The organism is Ectobacillus panaciterrae DSM 19096, from assembly GCF_000430785.1.
Taxonomy (GTDB): domain Bacteria; phylum Bacillota; class Bacilli; order Bacillales; family Bacillaceae_G; genus Ectobacillus; species Ectobacillus panaciterrae.
In genome coordinates this window covers 22,875-42,206 of record NZ_AUMR01000005.1, presented here as the reverse complement: position 1 = coordinate 42,206, position 19,332 = coordinate 22,875, and the positions used below count along the sequence as shown (strand labels likewise).

The 19,332-nt window shown below is 43.3% G+C and carries 20 protein-coding genes and 1 pseudogene; 15 read left to right on the top strand and 6 right to left on the bottom strand.

The genetic code is table 11. The features are described 5' to 3' along the window. Positions 1–8: 8 nt before the first annotated feature. Positions 9–587, top strand: a pseudogene (locus H540_RS28835) (ribonucleotide-diphosphate reductase subunit beta); the annotation flags it as partial. Between the two features lie 293 nt (positions 588–880). Further along, positions 881–1,222, top strand: a complete 342-nt coding sequence (locus tag H540_RS28830; RefSeq protein ID WP_034670241.1) for a ribonucleotide-diphosphate reductase subunit beta — start codon at positions 881–883, stop codon at positions 1,220–1,222. Positions 1,223–1,649: 427 nt separating this feature from the next. Here H540_RS28830 and H540_RS0102925 read toward each other — a convergent pair whose 3' ends face one another. Beyond that, positions 1,650–2,417: a class I SAM-dependent methyltransferase gene (locus H540_RS0102925; RefSeq protein WP_028399343.1), complete on the bottom strand. Its 768-nt coding sequence runs from the start codon at positions 2,415–2,417 to the stop codon at positions 1,650–1,652. Positions 2,418–2,959: 542 nt separating this feature from the next. Here H540_RS0102925 and nirB point away from each other — a divergent pair. The 4 genes from nirB (at position 2,960) to H540_RS0102905 (ending at position 7,818) form a co-directional block, all read left to right on the top strand. Further along, entirely contained in the window at positions 2,960–5,356 is a 2,397-nt protein-coding gene (nirB, locus tag H540_RS0102920; RefSeq protein WP_028399342.1) for a nitrite reductase large subunit NirB, read from the top strand. 13 nt (positions 5,357–5,369) lie between these two features. Next, positions 5,370–5,690 (top strand): nitrite reductase small subunit NirD, encoded by a 321-nt coding sequence (nirD, locus tag H540_RS0102915; RefSeq protein WP_028399341.1) that lies wholly within the window; start codon positions 5,370–5,372, stop codon positions 5,688–5,690. Between the two features lie 323 nt (positions 5,691–6,013). Beyond that, on the top strand, positions 6,014–6,979 hold the full coding sequence (locus H540_RS0102910) for a quinone oxidoreductase family protein (protein WP_028399340.1): 966 nt from the start codon (positions 6,014–6,016) through the stop codon (positions 6,977–6,979). A gap of 11 nt (positions 6,980–6,990) precedes the next feature. Next, positions 6,991–7,818, top strand: coding sequence for an MBL fold metallo-hydrolase (locus H540_RS0102905; RefSeq protein ID WP_028399339.1), 828 nt, complete (start codon positions 6,991–6,993; stop codon positions 7,816–7,818). 299 nt (positions 7,819–8,117) lie between these two features. Here the strand turns inward: H540_RS0102905 and H540_RS0102900 are convergent, their stop codons facing one another. Beyond that, a complete protein-coding gene (locus H540_RS0102900; RefSeq protein WP_028399338.1) occupies positions 8,118–8,588 on the bottom strand; it encodes a hypothetical protein in 471 nt (156 codons plus the stop codon). A 211-nt stretch (positions 8,589–8,799) separates the two neighbouring features. Here H540_RS0102900 and H540_RS0102895 point away from each other — a divergent pair, with 211 nt between their 5' ends. The 6 genes from H540_RS0102895 to H540_RS0102870 all read left to right on the top strand — a co-directional run bounded on the left by H540_RS0102895 (position 8,800) and on the right by H540_RS0102870 (position 13,480). After that, complete coding sequence (locus H540_RS0102895) at positions 8,800–9,177, top strand: GntR family transcriptional regulator (protein WP_028399337.1); 378 nt, start codon at positions 8,800–8,802, stop codon at positions 9,175–9,177. Then, entirely contained in the window at positions 9,174–9,872 is a 699-nt protein-coding gene (locus H540_RS0102890) for an ATP-binding cassette domain-containing protein (protein ID WP_028399336.1), read from the top strand. Before H540_RS0102895 ends, H540_RS0102890 begins: the two co-directional genes overlap by 4 nt. Next, positions 9,869–10,663, top strand: coding sequence for a hypothetical protein (locus H540_RS0102885; RefSeq protein ID WP_028399335.1), 795 nt, complete (start codon positions 9,869–9,871; stop codon positions 10,661–10,663). The genes H540_RS0102890 and H540_RS0102885 overlap by 4 nt, the downstream gene beginning before the upstream one ends. Before the next feature lie 11 nt (positions 10,664–10,674). Further along, the gene (locus tag H540_RS0102880) at positions 10,675–11,571 is read left to right on the top strand and encodes an ABC transporter ATP-binding protein (protein WP_028399334.1); all 897 of its coding nucleotides are present in this window, start codon (positions 10,675–10,677) and stop codon (positions 11,569–11,571) included. Beyond that, positions 11,571–12,335: an ABC transporter permease gene (locus H540_RS0102875; protein WP_034670238.1), complete on the top strand. Its 765-nt coding sequence runs from the start codon at positions 11,571–11,573 to the stop codon at positions 12,333–12,335. Before H540_RS0102880 ends, H540_RS0102875 begins: the two co-directional genes overlap by 1 nt. 86 nt (positions 12,336–12,421) lie before the next feature. After that, the gene (locus H540_RS0102870) at positions 12,422–13,480 is read left to right on the top strand and encodes a type II CAAX endopeptidase family protein (RefSeq protein WP_034670237.1); all 1,059 of its coding nucleotides are present in this window, start codon (positions 12,422–12,424) and stop codon (positions 13,478–13,480) included. Positions 13,481–13,875: 395 nt separating this feature from the next. Here H540_RS0102870 and H540_RS0102865 read toward each other — a convergent pair whose 3' ends face one another. Beyond that, positions 13,876–14,058 (bottom strand): DUF3913 family protein, encoded by a 183-nt coding sequence (locus H540_RS0102865; protein ID WP_028399331.1) that lies wholly within the window; start codon positions 14,056–14,058, stop codon positions 13,876–13,878. A 214-nt stretch (positions 14,059–14,272) separates the two neighbouring features. Here H540_RS0102865 and H540_RS0102860 point away from each other — a divergent pair, with 214 nt between their 5' ends. Both H540_RS0102860 and H540_RS0102855 read left to right on the top strand, forming a co-directional pair. After that, entirely contained in the window at positions 14,273–14,470 is a 198-nt protein-coding gene (locus H540_RS0102860; RefSeq protein ID WP_028399330.1) for a hypothetical protein, read from the top strand. Between the two features lie 77 nt (positions 14,471–14,547). Beyond that, positions 14,548–14,967, top strand: a complete 420-nt coding sequence (locus H540_RS0102855; protein ID WP_028399329.1) for an SseB family protein — start codon at positions 14,548–14,550, stop codon at positions 14,965–14,967. 800 nt (positions 14,968–15,767) lie between these two features. On the opposite strand, the gene H540_RS0102850 is transcribed toward H540_RS0102855, so the two are convergent. Next, positions 15,768–16,685, bottom strand: coding sequence for a S66 peptidase family protein (locus H540_RS0102850; protein WP_028399328.1), 918 nt, complete (start codon positions 16,683–16,685; stop codon positions 15,768–15,770). A 95-nt stretch (positions 16,686–16,780) separates the two neighbouring features. On the opposite strand from H540_RS0102850, the gene H540_RS0102845 reads away from it, so the two are divergent. Then, entirely contained in the window at positions 16,781–17,854 is a 1,074-nt protein-coding gene (locus H540_RS0102845) for an NAD(P)H-dependent flavin oxidoreductase (protein WP_028399327.1), read from the top strand. Positions 17,855–17,889: 35 nt separating this feature from the next. On the opposite strand, the gene dltD is transcribed toward H540_RS0102845, so the two are convergent. Then, positions 17,890–19,065: a D-alanyl-lipoteichoic acid biosynthesis protein DltD gene (gene dltD / locus H540_RS0102840; protein ID WP_028399326.1), complete on the bottom strand. Its 1,176-nt coding sequence runs from the start codon at positions 19,063–19,065 to the stop codon at positions 17,890–17,892. After that, on the bottom strand, positions 19,062–19,301 hold the full coding sequence (dltC, locus tag H540_RS0102835) for a D-alanine--poly(phosphoribitol) ligase subunit DltC (RefSeq protein WP_028399325.1): 240 nt from the start codon (positions 19,299–19,301) through the stop codon (positions 19,062–19,064). The genes dltD and dltC overlap by 4 nt, the downstream gene beginning before the upstream one ends. Positions 19,302–19,332: the final 31 nt, after the last annotated feature.

Genomic DNA, 19,332 nt, shown 5'->3' with positions numbered 1-19,332 from the left:
TGAATGAAATGCGTGCGGTCAACTGGAATAAAAAAGAAGATGATTATAGTTTAATGTTTTGGAAGCAAAATATCGCCCAGTTCTGGACGGAAGAGGAGATTTCTGTTTCCTCAGACAAAAACACATGGGTGCTGCTTTCTAAGGAAGAGCAAACCGCCTATAAACGCGTATTGGGAGGCTTGACGCTTCTTGATACGAAGCAAGGCGGAGAAGGGATGCCTCTTATTCTTTTGCATGTAGATAACCTGCAGGCAAAAAGTGTACTTGCTTTCATGGGTGCCATGGAAGAGGTGCATGCGAAGTCGTACAGCCATATTTTCACGACGCTTGCGACAGAAGAAGAAATAGACGGCATTTTCAAATGGGTGGATGAGCACCCGCTGCTTCAGAAAAAAGCGCAGCTCATCACGAACTACTACCGCCGTCTTTTAAAGCCGGAAGTAACGAAAAAAGAGCTGTATATGGCGATGGTAGCGAGCGTGTTCTTAGAAAGCTATTTATTCTACAGCGGCTTCTTCTATCCGCTGTATTTGGCGGGACAAGGAAAGATGACGGCGAGCGGTGAAATTATCAATCTCATTATCCGTAAATATTTTGCGGCCCTGCTTTGGAGACAGGCAGCGGAAAAATCCCTTTAATTGCTGGGAACCCCTAATACTTGCGAGTACATTGACTCACGGTGGGTATGGGCAATCAGCAGCGAAGCCTCTTTTGAGGAACGTTCGACGGCTATCAAAATGCAAATTAGAACATTTGCAGAGTAGAGTAGGGCATAAGCGTTTGATGCCCGAAACGGGGGACATCCTTTAGGATGGTGATATAGCCTGTTCTTGCTAGTAATAGCAAGCTGCCGAAACGGCGGTATAGGTGTAGCGAACCTATGCGAACACGAAAGGATGAGAGTATTCACGGCGTATTCGTCGGCTTGTTGGCCCAAGAGATTTTCATGAAGATGTCCGAAGAAGAGCAGCAAGAAGTAAAAGCAGAAACGCTGGAGTTGCTGTTGGACTTATATGAAAATGAAAAAGCATATACAGAGGAAATTTACGCAGAAATCGGACTTGTGGACGAAGTAAACAGGTTCGTTCGTTACAATGCAAATAAGGGATTGATGAACTTAGGATTCGATCCGTATTTCGAAGATGAGGACATCAACCCGATTGTTGTGAACGGATTGCGTACAGATACGAAAAACCATGATTTCTTTTCCGTTCTGATTTGAGCGGCTTTAAGCAGGAATGCTTATCGAACACTCCGTGAATTCAGGGGAAGCCTAAGTTAACGAACCTGTTAATATGGCAATCCTGAGCGAAGCCCCTTCGAGGGAACGTGCAACGACTATCGAAAGCACATATTTGCGATGCAGATATGGAAGTGAGTAGAGTACACTCAAGCGAGTGGAAGTGCGGAGCATCCAAACCGGATGGTGATATAGTCTACTCTCTAGCTAACGCTAGAGCCGGGTTCGTCCCGCCGCAAGATTAGCGGCCTTGCGGGAATATACAGGTAAAGGAAATGGTTACGTAAAAGCGACGAATGTAGAAAAGCTGACAGACGAAGATTTTATGTTTGATTTTGAATAGATCTTAAAAATGGAAGAAGCTCCGTCATTGTAAATGACGGAGCTTCTTCCGTATAAATACAACAGTTCATTTTTTACATCGAATCAACACAGACTGCCCCTGAAAGCTCAAAATATGCCCATCCTGCGCCGTAACATGAAAATGACGCTGAACATCTGTAGAAGCCCCCAGCATAAACGCCTCTAACTCTCTTTTCTCATTCTCGGCCAAATCCATCCGGTCGCACCAATTATCAAACTGAAACGTCTTCGAAAATGTAATCAGCTGCCCAATCTCAAAACCGGCTTCTTCCAATCCTGAAAGCCACTCCGACTTCTTCCACGCCCGGTTATGGCTGTAATCCCGTTTTTTCTCTACTGTATTATAAAATACATCCAGCTCATCTTTCTCAGGAGCGACATTATCTATAAGAAGAAAAGTGCCGTCTTTTTTCAAAACTCTATAGCTCTCTTTTATAAAGGAAGAAATATCAGGAAAATGATGAGGGGCAATTCGGCAAGTGACAATTGTGAAGGTTTCGTCTTGAAATGGAAGGTTCTCCGCGTCGCCTTGCACGAATTCCGCGTTCGTATGTCCGTTTCCTTCTATAAACTCTTTCGCTTTCTCCAGCATGTTCTCTGTAAGGTCAAGAGCGGTGACTTTGCTGACAAGAGGCGCCAATCCGTTCGCCACATGTCCGCCGCCTGTCGCGATATCAAGGACCGTATCTTGTTCAGTTGCGTGCGAGATAGAAAGCAATGCAGCCAAATCATTTCCCTTCGCATGAATCTCGCTTGTGACATAATGCGCTGCATTTTTGCCGAATTGCTGCTGGACTTGTTTTTTTACATCCATTCTAATCATCTCCTTATTTCATGCTTTCCGTGCCAATTGAGAGTTCACTATTATAGTAAGCTGAAATACGCCGTAAGGAAATTCATATTTTCTTTTGAAAAACGATAAGGATTCATTATAGGCTTTTTAAAATGAGAAATTATAAAATTTCCCAGCAATGCATCGCATCCTTTTCCTTTGCTTAGAGATTTCGCAGTATAGGACATTAAACCTACTTACTTAGTAAAAAAGCACGAGGGCATCTTAAAGGCTTTGGCCGTTGCCATACCAGCAGGCGCACTATGCCCGTTTAAAAAAGAATGCAGCACAGGTTTCTCATGTGCTGCATTTTATGTTCAAATTTTAATGAAGAAAAATACGCGAAATGTTCACGGAAAATTCATAGGGAAATGTGATGTATATTACATAATCACTATCAGTACAGAGGAAAATTTGGCAGTTTTTTAACACATGCTTCCAATCTCTATAGCTTTATATATTATTTTGCTACAATGGTCTTATAAAGAATGATCAATACTTCACAAAGAGACGAGGGATAAAGTATGGAAAAGCAGCGTCTTGTAATGATCGGAAATGGAATGGCCGGCGTACGATGCATAGAGGAGATTTTGAAAAGAAACACTGAACGGTACGATATTATTATTTTTGGCGACGAGCCTCATCCTAACTATAATCGCATTCTATTGTCCACTGTATTACAGGGAAAAACAGACAAAAATGAAATCATCATGAACGATTGGTCATGGTATGAAGAGAATGGAATTACTTTATATACGAATGAGCAAGTCATCAGAATTGATAGAGGAGAAAAGCGCATTTATACAAACCAAAATTGTGCTGTACAGTACGATGTGCTCATCATTGCAACGGGATCGGCACCGTTCATACTGCCTGTTCCAGGGAATGATTTGCCGGGTGTAACAGGATTCCGTACCATTCAAGATTGTGAAATGATGATCAAAACTGCCGAAGAATATAAAAAAGCGGTTATCATCGGCGGAGGATTGCTTGGATTGGAAGCTGCGCGAGGACTCTTGAACTTAGGAATGGAAGTAGAAGTTGTTCATTTGATGTCTCATTTGATGGAGCAACAGCTAGATGCACCAGCTGGCGCACTGCTCAAACGCGATCTGGAAGGACAAGGCATGAAGTTTTTGATGGAAAAGCAAACGGCTGAAATTCTTGGAGATGAAAGAGTGACAGGAATCCGGTTTAACGATGGAACGGAAACGCCTTGTGATTTAGTCGTAATGGCTGTAGGAATCCGACCTAATAAGCAGTTGGCACAGGAATGCGCTTTGCATATCAATCGTGGGATTGTTGTGAATGATTATATGCAAACATCGGATTCGTGCATATATGCGGTAGGGGAGTGTGCCGAACACAACAATAATGTATACGGCCTGGTGGCTCCTTTATATGAACAGGCAGCAGTGCTTGCAGACTATCTTTGCAGCATTAAAACGGACGGTTACAAGGGAAGCGTGTTGTCTACTCAGTTGAAAGTATCAGGCTGCGATTTGTTTTCGGCGGGACAAATTTATGAAGATGAGGCGACAAGAGCGATTCGTGTACATGACGAAATCGCCGGCATGTATAAAAAGGTGCTCGTTCGCGGCAATAAAATCGCCGGTATCGTATTGTACGGAAACGTGGACGACAGCAATCGCTTATTCCGCATGATGAAGCAGGAAGCAAATATAAGCGATTATAAAAATGCGTCCATTCTTCATAAAGAGGACGAAGGGGACGAAATGCTTGTGGCATCGATGTCTCCTGAGGAAACGATTTGTGGCTGCAATGGCGTAACAAAAGGCCAAATCGTTCACAGTATCCTCGAACAAGAGTTAACAACATTCGAAGAAGTGAAAGCATGTACGAAGGCGGGTGGCTCTTGCGGAAAATGCAAGCCGCTTGTGGTGCAAGTGCTGGAGCATACACTGGGCGGAAAGGTAGAAGAAGTTGAGGAAGGCATTTGCGGCTGTACGGCTCTCACTCGCGACGAGCTGATTGAGGAAATCAGAAGCAAAGGCTTGAAAACGGCCAAAGAAGTCCGCTATGTATTGGGCTGGAAACAAGAAGAAGGATGTGTGAAATGCCGTCCGGCCCTTAACTATTATTTAGGAATGGTGTGGCCGGAATATGAAGATGACAAAACTTCACGCTTGGTGAACGAGCGTATGCATGCCAATATCCAAAAGGACGGAACATACTCCATCATCCCGAAAATGTACGGAGGCATTACAGACGCTAAGCAGCTAAAAAAACTTGCGGAGGTTGCGGAAAAATACGAGGTTCCGTTAATCAAGCTGACAGGCGGACAACGTATCGGTTTGTTCGGAGTGAAAAAAGAAGATATTCCAAGTATGTGGGAAGAGCTCGAAATGCTATCGGGTTATGCATACGGAAAAACATTGCGCACAGTGAAAACATGTGTAGGATCGGCGTTTTGCCGATTTGGAACACAGGATTCTATGAGTCTAGGAGTGGCTTTGGAGAAGAAGTTCGAAAGAATCGATACGCCTCATAAAGTGAAAATGGGCGTTTCCGCTTGTCCTCGCAGCTGCGTGGAATCCGGTGTAAAAGATTTCGGTGTCATCGGCGTAGAAAACGGATTCCAGATTTACGTGGGCGGAAACGGCGGAACGGAGGTAAAAGAAGCGAAGCATTTATGCACAGTGTCTTCTGCAGAAGAAGTGCAGCGGCTGTCAGCGGCGTTCGTCCAGCATTACCGTGAAACGGGAATTTATTTAGAACGTACAGCACCGTGGCTTGAGCGTATGGGCTTCGAGCATGTAAAAGAAGTATTGATGGATGAACAGAAGGTACAGCAGTTGAATGAGCGTTTCGATGAAGCCATCGCCAAATACAGCGAGCCGTGGCAGGAAGTTCTTGATACGCCTCAATTGCGCTCCATGTACAAAATCGAGCACCTATAAAGGAGGAAGGAATATGTCAACAGTCTCGCAGCAAAAGGTAAAAATAGTGAAACTCGAGGAATTGACTCCGCAAATCGGCAAGGAAGTACAAGTGAACGGATTATCTATTGCGGTGTTTCTTTTAAGCAACGGGGAGGTAAAAGCGGTTAGCAACGCATGTCCTCATAAAAACGGACCGTTGACGGAAGGAATTGTTTCAGGTGAGTATGTATTTTGTTCTCTTCATAATTGGAAAATCTCTCTCTCAACAGGCGAAGTGCAAAAACCGGATGACGGCTGTATCCAAACGTATGAAACAGAAATCAAAGACGGCTATGTCTATATAAAATTGTGAGGCGATTCCTCTATCTTTGGGAGAGGCGGAGAAGAAGCCGTGCTCCACTATTGTTACAGCGGGTTTAATTAGTAACACAAGAAACGTAATATACCTTGGAGCAATCCAAGGTATATTACGTTTCTGGACTTTTTATTGACTTAAATGAGAAATTATAGAATTTCACAGCAATGCATCTCATTCCTTTCCTTCATTTGGAGATCATACTCAGCAGGCGCACTATGCCCGTTAAGAGTACGACAAAAGCAATTGCTTGCATTTCTTTTGAAAATTCTCTTTAATGAAAGCGTATTACAAAAATTTATTGCAGATGAGGTATACATATGAAAGCACTTGTCTTTGAAAGATTCGGCGGACCAGAAGTATTGGAGTATCGTGAAATTGCCGATCCGGTTATCGGTCCTGATGAAATATTAGTAAGAATGCAGGCGATCGGCTTGAACTTTGCCGATGTGTATAGAAGAAAAGGCAACTATCATTTGGCAGGGAAGCCTCCGTACATCTTAGGGTATGAGGGTGCAGGCATCGCGGAGCAAGTAGGAGCACATGTGAAGGGTGTATCTGTTGGGAATCGTATCGCCTTTGCGGATGTGCCATATGCGAATGCAGAGCTTGTGGCTGTGCCGAAAGAAAAAGCGATTCCGTTGCCGGAGGGCATTTCATTTAAAGAAGCGGCGTCGGTGCTCTTGCAAGGGCTGACGGCACACTATTTAACGAAGGACAGCTATGCAATTAAGCAAAATGATATAGTGCTCGTTCACGCCGCAGCCGGCGGTGTAGGACAGCTGCTTGTGCAAATTGTGAAGCTGCTTGGCGGAAGAGTAATCGGACTTACATCTTCAAAGGAAAAGGCAGCTGCAGCACAATTTGCGGGAGCGGATTTCGTATTCCTCTATAATGAAGACTGGAAGCAGAAGGTACTTGAAGCAACGAATGAGTGCGGTGTGGATGCTGTCTATGAATCAGTAGGATCTACGCTTATGGATAGCTTCGGGGCAACGCGCATCGGGGGAACCGTTATATTTTACGGAATGGCAGGAGGAGATCCGGCTCCGGTTGATCCGCGCATGCTAATGGATACATCCAAAACATTGACCGGCGGAGACCTTTGGAATGTTCTTACGTCATATGAAGAGCGTGTCAACCGATCTCAAGAGCTGTTTCGCTGGATGGAGGAAGGCCGTTTGCACATGAACGAGCCGTCTGTATTTGCTTTGCATGATGGACAAGAAGCGCATCTTTATTTAGAAAGCCGCAAGAGTACAGGTAAAATTTTATTGATTCCATAAGGGGAAAACAGATGATCCAATTTCAAAATGACAGACTTACCGTATTTCAAAGTGCTCTATATCAAACAACATGTGCTGTAGTCGAGGCTGATGAGTTCATATTAATTACAGACCCGAATTGGCTTCCGTATGAAATCGAGGAAATACAGCGGTACGTAGCGCAAATTCAAAATGGAAGAGAACTGTACTTGCTGTTTACACATGGGGACTTCGATCATATTATCGGCTATCATGCTTTTCCCGGTGCAAAGGTAATAGGAAGCAAAGGGCTGCAGGAGCACCCGAATAAAGAACAAAAATTGAATCTCATCAGACAGTTTGACAATGACTATTATATAAAGCGGTCATATCCGATTGCGTTTCCGGAAGTGGATATAATGATTGAAGAAGACGGACAACAGCTCACAATTGGAGGGACAACGATGACCTTTTATCTCTCCCCAGGACATACGCATGACGGGTTGTTTACTGTAATTGGACAGCTTGGCATATGGATTGCAGGTGATTACGTATCTGATTTTGAACTGCCGTTTATACATGACAGCGCGAAATCGTACGAGGAAACCCTTCAAAAAGCTGAACGTATTTTGCATTTTCATGCGGTAAAGGTACTGGTGCCCGGTCACGGTCAAACGACGGCAAGCGAAGAAGAAATGAAACGAAGAATCAGAGTTTCGCAGGATTATCTTGAACGTCTGATTTGCGCTGTAATGAAGGAAGACGTAGAAACAGTTCAGGCATTGGAAGAGGAACTGCCGTTTCCGTCAAGCTTCACAAAAGAATGTCATGCAAAAAATATTGCGATTATCCAACAAGAATATGGAAAAGGAAGTAAATAACAGAGGGTGGTCAGTTCAATTTAAGAGCTGACTATCTTCTGTTCTTGTATATATAAATGCAACTAAAAAAATCGACATAGAAACTTTTCTTTTAGGGGGAGAGAGCATCCGACTAAGCTAGTGGGTCAAACCCTATGCAGGGGTAAACCAGAGAGAGGGAGCGAGCGCAGTTTCCCTTTTGTTCTACGTGGCAAATGATAGATATGTCGGAATAACAAAGTGGACTTATATAGTAAAATTGTAAACAGTACATGCTACAGGATACGATTGAAAGGCTTCTGAAATAAGACCGCTTTCTGTTAATCTGCCGAAAAAGGCAGCAAAGGCTTCCATAGCCGTTCCATGCCGATGCGGTCTTGTTCACACACAATATGAAACAGCTCTATGCTGCTTAATGATGTCCCTTCGGCTTCTAGGGACAACGGATCAATGTATTGAAAAAGTCGAAGAGCATTTTCTTTCTTCATCACAAAAACGACAGGAGAAGTGGGAAGGCGCAGTTCTTCCTCAAAAATAGCAGGAATGGCATCATGACATGCAGCGTGCTCCGTCTTTCGAGAATGAAATGGGTTATGAACAAAGATAGGGATGCAAAGCTGTTTCGCTGAGGGCTCAATAAGCTGCAAAGCAAGGGGAGAGGAGCCGGATACAATTTTTTGAATGCCGAGTCGGCATAGGTAGTCATTCACCTGGTGAATTTGGCCTTGTATGGAAGGGGAAAGCATGCGTTCTGGCGAACTTTCATAGCATACCACATATAAGCTTTTCATTGTAACACTTCCTTTTGCGAGCTTTATAATTGTATATTCCTTACATTTTATGCACGTACCTCTTTTTTGCAGGATAAAATATTACAACATATTGAAATACGTCACAAAAAAGCTCATAAAATGGGCTTTTTCTTTTTTACTTCTATATATTTACAGCATACATATATTAGTGTATTATTTAACTAATACACTAGAACGTTAGGAGGGGAGTATGAAAATGGAATTTGATCCAAACATACCTATCTATATTCAGCTTATGACCTACATCAAGAAAGAGATTGTGACAGGGCGCTTGCATGAGGGAAATAAGGTTCCATCCGTGCGCGAGCTGGCCGGTGAATTGCAGATTAATCCAAATACGATTCAGCGTACATTTCAAGAGCTGGAGCGGGAAGGCATTATAGAAACACGCAGGGGAATGGGCAGGTACGTAACGAAGGAGAGGGGAAGAATTATGGAGATGAAAAAAGACATGTCCAAAGAGCTTTTAACTGCCTTTATTAACGGAATGAACGCGTTAGGATTTTCAGAGGAGGAAATTGTTGTTCTTGTTCGGTCATCACTGCAGAAGAAGGGAGAAGAGGCATGAATGATCTTGTTAAGCTAGAAGGCGTATCCAAAAAGTACGGTTCTAAAACAGCATTGAACGGCATTAATCTGACTTTGACACCGGGTAAAATCATTGGATTGGTCGGAAGCAACGGAAGCGGCAAAACGACCTTATTGAAGCTATTAGCCGGTCTTCTTCATAAAAGTGAAGGAACAATTATGATTGATGAAAAAGAAGCGGGATTGGAGACGAAACAAATCGTGTCTTTTATGCCGGACGGCCCGTTTTTGGATCAGTGGATGAAAGTGAAGGATGCGATAGCTTTTTATCATGATTTCTTTGCGGATTTCGATGCGATGAAAGCTGTGACCACGCTTGCGTCCATGAATATTTCGCAAGAGGACAGAATTGCTTCTTTATCAAAAGGAACGCTCGAAAAGGTGCAATTGATTTTAACGATGTCGAGGAATGCCAAACTGTATGTATTAGATGAGCCGCTCGGCGGGATCGACCCGGTTGCCAGGGAACAAATATTAGATATGCTTATTGAATTTTACCATGAAGAACGGACGATGATTATTTCCACTCATCTTATCCATGAAATTGAAAAGCTGTTTGATGAAGTAATTATTTTAAAAGACGGAGAAGTTGTGCTACATGAAAATGTGGAGAAGCTGCGCTTTGAAAAAGGAAAGGCAGTGGATGAGTTGTTCAAGGAGGTATTTGGCTCATGATAAAGCTATTGCAATATCAATTTAAAAGCAACAGCAGAAGCTTGCTGACAGTATTGCTTGTTTTTGTGGTGATACAGCTTCTTATCTTCTTAAATATGAAAGTATTTCATATGCTAGGCGCGGAGCAGGAAACAAGAGAAGTGATGAGCTTTGTTGGCGCCTTTCTCACCTTTTTCGCCGTAATGCTGTTTTTGTTGCTTCAGACGTTTTCTATGTTTCGGCAGTTGATAAAAAATCCGCTGACAAGAATGATTCCGGTTCGCGGATGGACGTATCTTGTGTCTGCATTGCTGTATTGGACCATTACGGCCGCAGTAGTACAAATAATAGGGCTGGGAGCTATGCATATACTTTTGCATGCTTCAGCGGGAGAAACAGAAATTCATGCAGGCTTGCGGCAGCTGCTGACAGCGAATCCCTCTCAACAAGGGCTGTTTAGTATAATCGGATATGCAGAAAGCTACGCTATGCTTGTACAGCTCTTTTTTGCCATTGTTCTAGCTCACTCTCTTCCGATTGCAGCGAAAGCAAAGGGAATTGTCTGTGCCATCTTTTTCTTTGTTGTGAATGCCGTCCTGAATTTTATCAGGTCACTTGTTGAAGGTGCTTTCCCAAACTGGGCGCTGCTTGAAGATGTTAATAAAGTCGGATACGGGGACGGGGCAGGCCAATTAACGGTTAGTATTTTTCCCAGTACGTTGCACTTATACGGTGTGATATTTAATATTGTGTGCCTGATATTACTCATTGCAGGCACAGCTTTTCTCATTGAAAAACAAGTGGAGAACTAGGAGGAGATTATATGGGAGTTGTATCACTGCGAAATGTACACAAAAAGATTGGCAAGAAAGAAATTATACGCGACCTTTCTTTCGAGGTGCAGGAGGGAGAGGTATACGGATTTTTAGGACCGAACGGAAGCGGTAAAACAACGACGATTCGGATGATAACAGGACTCATTTCCATGACGGCAGGCGATATTGAAATAAACGGCCACAGCATTCGCACGGAAAGAGAGAAAGCGCTGGCTCATATCGGTGCCATCGTTGAAAATCCGGAGCTCTATGAATATATGACGGGCATGCAAAATTTAAAACATTTTGCCAATATGGCTGCCACAGCTATAGGGTCTGCCCGCATCCAAGAGATTGTAGAGCTTGTGGATTTGGCGGATGCCATTCATAAAAAAGTAAAAACATATTCGCTGGGAATGAAGCAGCGCTTAGGAATTGCGCAGGCTCTGCTTCATCGTCCGAAGGTATTGATTTTGGATGAACCGACGAACGGGCTTGATCCGGCAGGCATTCGCCAGCTGCGGGATTACTTGCAGCACTTAGCGAAAGAGGAAGGCATTGCCGTGCTTGTATCCAGCCATTTGCTGAGCGAGATCGAGCTGATGTGCGACCGTGTTGTTATTATACAAAATGGTCAATTTGTAAGAGAATACAGCTTAAAGCAACAGCAGGATGAACAAGGGGCTGTTTCCGTTTTATTCGAAGCAGATCCTGCCGTTCGTGCACGGGATATTTTAAATGGAGAATTACAAGGAAACACCGTTCTTGTGACGGCTGTCCGAGAAGAAATTCCTGAGCTTGTGAAGCAGCTGATCTTAAACGAAGTTCGTGTATACGGTGTGGGCGTCCAAAATAAGTCGCTGGAAGAAGAATTTTTAACGTTAATAGAAGGGGCGAAAGCATAATGAATGTATTACGGAACGAGTTTTTAAAGCTTCATGCCAAAAAAGGCTCTTATATTTTTGCCATATTTTTAGTTGTGGTTTCCGGTATATCTCTTGTTGTTGCCAAGAAGTGGCTTCCACAAGAACTGAAAGTGGATTCTCTGCTTGATTTTGCAAACATGAACGTTGACAGCCTGCTGTCTTTCATTGCATTATACGGAGTTGTATTGGGCGCAAAAATAGTGGCGGAAGAGTTTCAAAAGGGTACTATCAAGCAGCTGCTAATTCGTCCGCAAAAGCGTGTGTTCATATTGCTCTCTAAGTATATCACTGTTATATTGGCAATCGTGTTGATGGTGATGTTCGCGGCGGCAGTTTCCCTTTTGCTCGGCAGCCTTGCATTTGGCGGCGAAACGAATCTGACAGCGGGAATATACAGCAAAATTCTAGTCTATCAACTTCCAAGACTCATCTTCTATGCAACATTTTCTTTCCTTTTTGCCACCCTGTTTCGCAGCGCTGTCATTCCAATTGTAGCGGCGATATTTGTTTTGTTTTCGGAAAATATCGTTATGATGCTGCTGGGCGGTTACAAATGGGCGAAGTTCTTGTTTGTTTTCCATCTATATCCGAGCATTTATGACAGCAATCCGCTTGTGAATCATGGAATGAAGCCTATGTTTGCCGATTTCAGTATGACCGCATCCTTGCTTCTTGTTGCTGCTTATATAGGAGCATTTCTTATCACAGCCGCAGCTGTGTTTCAAAAACGAGATATTTTATAGACTCTCTGCTTAGCAGAGAGTTTTTTTATAATAAGAAAGAAAAACGAAACAAAATCCTGTAAAATGGAAAAGAGAAACAGAGATTGATGGGGGTGTTTTCTATTTCTGCAGCATTTGCGCATATTAAACTTCGGAGTTTCTTTCTTTGGATGCTGTTGTCCGCGGCGGTTGTTTATATTCCGTTATCGTTTCTCTCCTCGTTCGGGCTGCTCGGTGACAGCCTTTATACAATTATCAGCGATACGCTTGTCTTTTTTATCTTTCCAATCCTATGGCTCATTTATAAAACAAAGGATCATAACGTACAGTTTAAGAGCTTCCTTGATAAACCGGAAGTGTGGAATTGGAAGCTGATAGGTATTGCGACGGTGATGGGAATGATTTTTTCATCCGGCATTTCAACCGTGCAATTTTATATTTTATCGTATCTTGCGCCGAATTTTATATTGGATATGATGAATGCGGAAGGAATTATAGATAACAGTAACACATTTACCGTCATATACAGCGTCATTTCTGCATGCGTGTATGCGCCTTTTATGGAGGAGCTGGTATTCCGCGGTTTCTTTTTGAATCGTCTTGCTTATAAATGGGGGGTCAAAAGAGCTATTATTGTGTCATCCGTTTTATTCGGACTCGGGCACTCCGACATAATCGGGGCAGCCATATTCGGAGTCATCATGAGCTTGCTTTATATTAAAACGAAGAGCTTGCTGACAGGTATGGTCGTTCATGCGCTCAATAACTTGATTGTCAGCTTCATTCAAATCGGGAGCAGCGATATGCTGCAAACAGATGGTCCTGTTAAGCTCTCGGATTTGCGATCTGTTCCGGAGCTGGGCATTAGCATCGGCGCCGTCGTGCTCAGTTTGTTTTGGATTGTGCCGTTTATCCGAAAAACATGGAGAATGGCTGCCGAAAAAGGGCTGCCCGTATTGCAGCCGATTTATAAGGAAGAGCTGTTTCATCCTGACAAAGGCGTATACAGCAAAGTGCTTATTACCAATCACTTCATGGCAGTCGAGCTTCCGGATGAGATTGTAAATCAGCTTAAATTGCAGGAAGAGGACTATGTAAGGCTTGAGGTGCAGGGGAACAAGGCTATTGTAACGAAAGCGGAGGAAAGTCGGCCGAGAATTTCGTGAAGAAGCTCTTTTCAATGGAAGAAAATGTTTCAACATAATTGAGACTGACCGCAGCTGTTTTCAATAAAAGAGCTATTCAGCTGTATGAAAAGTCCGAGTTTCAAATGTATGGAACCTTTCATCGGCAGGGTATGAAGTTGTATGCCATGCTCAAAAAATAAAAAGGGGACCTTCAACAGGTCTCCTTTTTTATAACATAAGAAAGTATAAAAGTTTGGGGGATGTCCAGCTCCCCCGGCAAGGTGCTGCCACCAGAGAACCTCACCCGCATAAGATGAAACTTCATCCTTGTTTAAACATCTAAGTTACGGACGCTTAGAGCGGGATAAAGGCAAAAAGCGCCTTTAAGGGGTGAGAACCTCTGGTTCTGCACCTCGAAGGTTCCGCTTTTCTTACTACGCTACAATGACTTCGACTTTAAAATTGCCGCCTTTTTTTACGTATTTTATATCTGCAACAGTGCGGGTTTGATCAATAATCTCGATCTTTTCCCCAATGCGGGGAATAACAGGAACATTGTCCCAAATGCCTAACAAATCCGCATCCTTTTCATCTTGTTCATAAAACCAAATTTTCATAGTGAAGCTCCTCTCTGTGCTAACTGATACATTTTTATTCATAATATAACATATTTATTCTCTTTTGGATATATTATTGCTTTTTTTTATTAGTGTTCTTTGAATAAAAATTCTTGTGCGAAAGAAATGTTTTTTTACAGAAGAATTTTGCATAGGAAAAACAAGGAGACTGTATTATGATAAATAGAGAAGCATGGCCCGAAAGGAGAGTCTGATGACTGTACATACGGAGCAAACTATATGGGAAGAGCTGGAGCATTTGCGTACAAAAATGCTTGCATTAGAGAAGAAGTTGGATGAAAAGCTGGGGGCATGTGAGGCTTGGCTTTTCGTTAAGCGCATTGTATACATGGAGCTTATTATTCTTCCGGCTGCTTTGCTGCTGTTGGCGCTGGTTATGCTGGCAGCATAAAGTTTTTGTGGGAAAAAATAAGAATATTTTGTATAATGATTTATAACATCATCAAGAGAAGCGAGGATGAAGGCCTTATGACAGAATATCCGGCCATAACAAAAGTTGAAACGCTTTTAGTCATGGCAAAAACAAATGAAAAAAGACGAAAAGAATTTTATGAAGCACTTTTGGAAGCGCATTTATATACGTTTGGAACAGTAGAAGCAGAAGAAGGAGCAGCGACAGGCACTGTGAACCTCCGCTATTTCCAAGGAGACGGCAGATGGGTTTTGCCGATCTTCACGCGTTTGGATTATATGCGTGGGGCGATGCCGGAAGAAACACTGAAGGACATGCCGGCCATTACAATTCGCGGCAAAGAGCTGTTTGATATTGTAGACCCTAAGGCTGCTGTTGTATTAAACATCGGCTCGGAAGTAGACAAGACGTTCACATCGGATGAGATTGAAGATATTGCAAGCGGCAAAATCTTCACCTATTATACGAACAACTAAGAAGAGGAAATTCCTCTTCTTTTTTTTATGAAAGGTGTCGCCATTTTTTTCGTTCACAATATATTAATAGTAGCTTGACTAAGAAAGGAACTGAGGAAATTGGCGAATAACAAAAATTCCAAGAAAAACGCATCGTCTACTAAAAACAATAATTCTGCTAAAAACAATAATTCTGCTAAAAATAATAACTCTTCTAAGAACAATAATAAGAAGAAAAAATAAAACAAGAGATAAGAAAGTATACGATAGGGAAGCATGTCTATATACAAGTGAAAAAAACGTCTTTTTATAGTAGGGAGAGATCATCCGGCGACGTGCAGAAGCGGTCAAACCTTTGTAGTAGTTCGTGCAAGGGTAAACCAGAGAGAAGAAGTATGCAATACTCCCTTTTCGTTGCACATAGCATATGGACATGTCGAAATTATCATTCACTCATATATAGCTCCACCGGCAAGGTGCTGCCACCAGAGAACCTCACCCGCATAAGATGAAACTTCATCTGTGGAGGTGTTTTTCCTCCACAGATGTTAGTTGAATCAATCGGGCTCTTAGCGTCCGTTTGTCCACCTTGTCTAAACATCTAAGTTACGGACGCTTAGAGCGGGATAAAGGCAAAAAGCGCCTTTAAGGGGTGAGAACCTCTGGTTCTGCACCTGAACGAGCCGGTTCCGCTTTTCTTAATGTCTAGCTCCACCGGCTAGGTGCTGCCATCAGAGAACCTCCGCCGCCAAAAAGCAAAAAGCGCTTTTTAGGGCGGAGAACCTCTGGTTCTGCACCTGAACGAGCCGGTTCCGCTTTTCTTATACCACACCAGACTCAATAAGAAGCGCTTGCTCTCGTCCCATCATCACAGCGTAGCCTCCGAGCGGAATACCGCGGTTCGGGCTGCAGTGTCCTACCGGGAATCCGCTTAAAATCGGGATACGATACGGGACAATATGATTATACATAATTTCCGGCAGCGATAAAGAAGGTCTGCCCGGTTTTGACTCGCAATCATGAAAATCAGCGAGCACGATTCCGGCGCAATCATCAAATTTTCCGGCGAGGCGAAGCTGATTTATCATGCGGTCCAGGCGATACGGCTCTTCGCCAATATCTTCGAGCAAAAGAATCTTTCCTCTCGTATCCACTTCATAAGGAGTGCCGAGCGTTGTTACTAACACTGTTAAGTTTCCGCCTGTTATCGGAGCTCTGACAGGATAGGAAAACGGCGGATATACATCTCGTTCGGCAGCCTGCAATAAAATGGGTGCCGGCGAAAACAGCTGCTGCAGGGAGGAAAAGGTGAGATCCGGCACGTCAGGAGAGCCGCATTCCTCCATCATTGGGCCGTGAAACGTGACGAGCCCTGCTTCTTGTTGAAACACAATGTGCAAAAACGTAATGTCGCTGTAGCCCCAAAAGATTTTTGGATGACTTCGAAGCGGTGACACGTCTAAGTAAGGAAACAGCCGTGCGCTTCCATACCCGCCCCTTGAGCAGAAAATAGCTTTTACATTCGGGTTTGAAATGGCTTCCTGCAGGTCTTCAAGGCGCGCCGCATCCTCCCCGGCCAAAAATCCGTTTTGTTCAAACATATTTCGTCCAAGCCACACATTCAGTCCTATTTTCTCTAAACGCTGCTTTATATTCCATACTTTTTCTGCATGGACAGGACCTGCCGGTGCAACAATCATGACGGTGTCACCTGCTTGTAGAGCGTTCGGTTTGTTCATTTCGCTTCCTCCTTTATAAAAATATATTCCATAAGAAAAAGGGTTTTTCCTATAGAAAGAGAAGTTTAAAGCGGAAAAAGAAGGAGGAGAAAATCATGAAATATACAACAAGAGCAACCGAATTGCTTCACATTACATGTCCAATTATTCAAGCAGGAATGGCCGGAACGGTTACCACACCTGATTTAGTGGCGGCTGTATCCAATGCAGGAGGGCTCGGCACGCTCGGCGCAGGCTATATGCGTCCGGAGGAAATACGAAAAGCAATCCGAGACATTCGTGAAAAGACAAAGAAGCCGTTTGCGGTAAATTTGCTTATCACAAGAAGTGTACAAGCAAATGAGGAAGACATACGAAAAGCACAAGAACTACTGGAGCCGATTCGAAGTGTTCTAGGAATACAATCTCCCAATTATGCAATTGCAGAGGAAGGGTATAAGGAAAAACTGGCAGTTTTAATAGAGGAAAAAATTCCGGTATTCAGCTTTGCATTTGATGTACTTGATCTTACGGAGCTGCAGGCATTAAAAAGCAAGGGAACAAAAATAATCGGAACAGCGACAAATGTGCGGGAAGCGAAGATCCTGGCTAATATGGGAGCGGATCTGATCGTTGGACAAGGAAGCGAAGCGGGCGGGCATCGCAGCACATTTTTAGGAACTGTCGAAAGCTCTATGATCGGGACAATGGCTCTCATCCCGCAGCTCGTCGATGCCCTTCCTCACATCCCGATTATAGCGGCCGGCGGCATTATGGACGGAAGAGGATTAGCGGCTTCTTTAGCTCTTGGAGCGGATGCCGTACAAATGGGAACGGCATTTCTTGCTTGTACAGAAAGCGGCACACACCCTGTGCATCAGGAGGCTGTTCTAGAAAGCGGCGACCAAAGCACAGGCTTGACACGGGCTTTCTCAGGCCGATATGCCCGCGGTATTGAGAATCAGTTCATGACTGCACTGCAAAGCGTTGAGCATGCGCTCCCGCCGTATCCAATTCAAAACGCGCTGACAACAGATATACGAAAGGAAGCTGCTGCGCAAAAGAACAGGGAGTATATGTCGCTCTGGGCAGGGCAAGCTTCTCCCATGGCGCGTAAGGAATCTGCATATGATATCGTGCAGCGTGTCGTCAAAGAAGCATATGAGCGAATGGCAATCATCCATAAATAAAAAAGAACGCAGCACGGGAACCGTGCTGCGTTTTTTTAGTTCGCTTGATGAAAGCTTTTTAACGCTTCATCAATGTATACCCAGCCTTTCCAGCCTACGTGAATCGTATCCTTCATAAAGTATTTATCATACTCATGAGCCGATAAATCGGCAACCTGGAATCCATCTTTTTCAACAAAATTACGAATCTTGTTATAGTACACTTGGCGTCGTTCTTTTGGAAATTCTGCGTAGTCATACCAAGGGCCGTTCACTGGAATGGAAACAAACAACGCTTTTGTATGTGTTTGTTTCAATAAATCCAAAATCATTTGCAAATCTCCATACTCCGGCGACTTGTCGTAAGACTCTGTTGCCTTATACCCCTTTAACTCTGGCAATTTCGCTGCGATTTTACTGTCATAATATTTATCTACAATTCCGAATGGATTGGAGCGGGATTCATTTCTCCCTGTTTGTTCGGCATGCTGATACAACTGATCCCAAGAAAGATGTTTTAAATGCGGATCTACATTATTCTTAGGGATATTTCTTTCAGTGACAGCCTGAAAAATGTCTTTGCGTTCCAATATGTTTCGGTATGTGTAGGCAAACGGTGTAACCGCACGAGCCTTCCATGTATGCTGCATATCATCATGCGTAATGCCTTCAAGCATGGTCGTAAGAAGTTTATCTTTGCGCACTATTTTAAACTTTAAAAGGCGCTTTGCCGCTTGTTTCTTCATAGCTGGCTTAAGCTCCTTGTTAAATACGAGTTCATATGCCTGCAAAGAGGAATAGTTCGGTGAAAAGTGTGTGTCGTCCAAGCCTTGGGCCGTAAACCACTGCGGAGAGAGGATGAACACAATTTTTTTATTCTTCAGCTCATCTATTGTCGTTGCTAGGTTCATGAATTGCACAAGGGACTGTGTCCCGCCGCGTCCAATTAGAAAAGGTGTAAAACCGTCCGGGTTTGCTTTAAAGTAATTAGACGGATGATACACGTCAAGTCGAGACAATTCAGATGAACCATACATTGGAAGGTATTTCTTATCTTCGAGCATTTTCTTTTGCAGCGCTGTTCCTTGAAACATAGCAGGGTTCAAGGCATCAGCAGCATGTTCTACCTTTTGATCGCTGATAAGCGGAAGCAAATAGCGGCTTGGCATGAACAGCAAAATGCCAAAAATGGCTAATGCTAGAAGGATGGGACCAAAGTTCGTTCGCTTCATTTCATTTCAGCCAGCTTCTTAACAATCATATTTGGTGTAGCCCATTCATCGCGGTCAAAATCAGAGATAGAAACTTCAATGCCAAGACGCTCTTGAATTTCTACTAATAAAGAAACCGTTCCGAATGAATCAAGAACACCCTCTTCAAATAGAAGAACATCGGGATTTTCCTTTACGATATCGTTTTCGCAAACTTCTTCTAGAAGGTCTAATACTTGTTCTCTTAATTCAGCCATGATAAGATTCTCCTTTTTATATCATTCCATA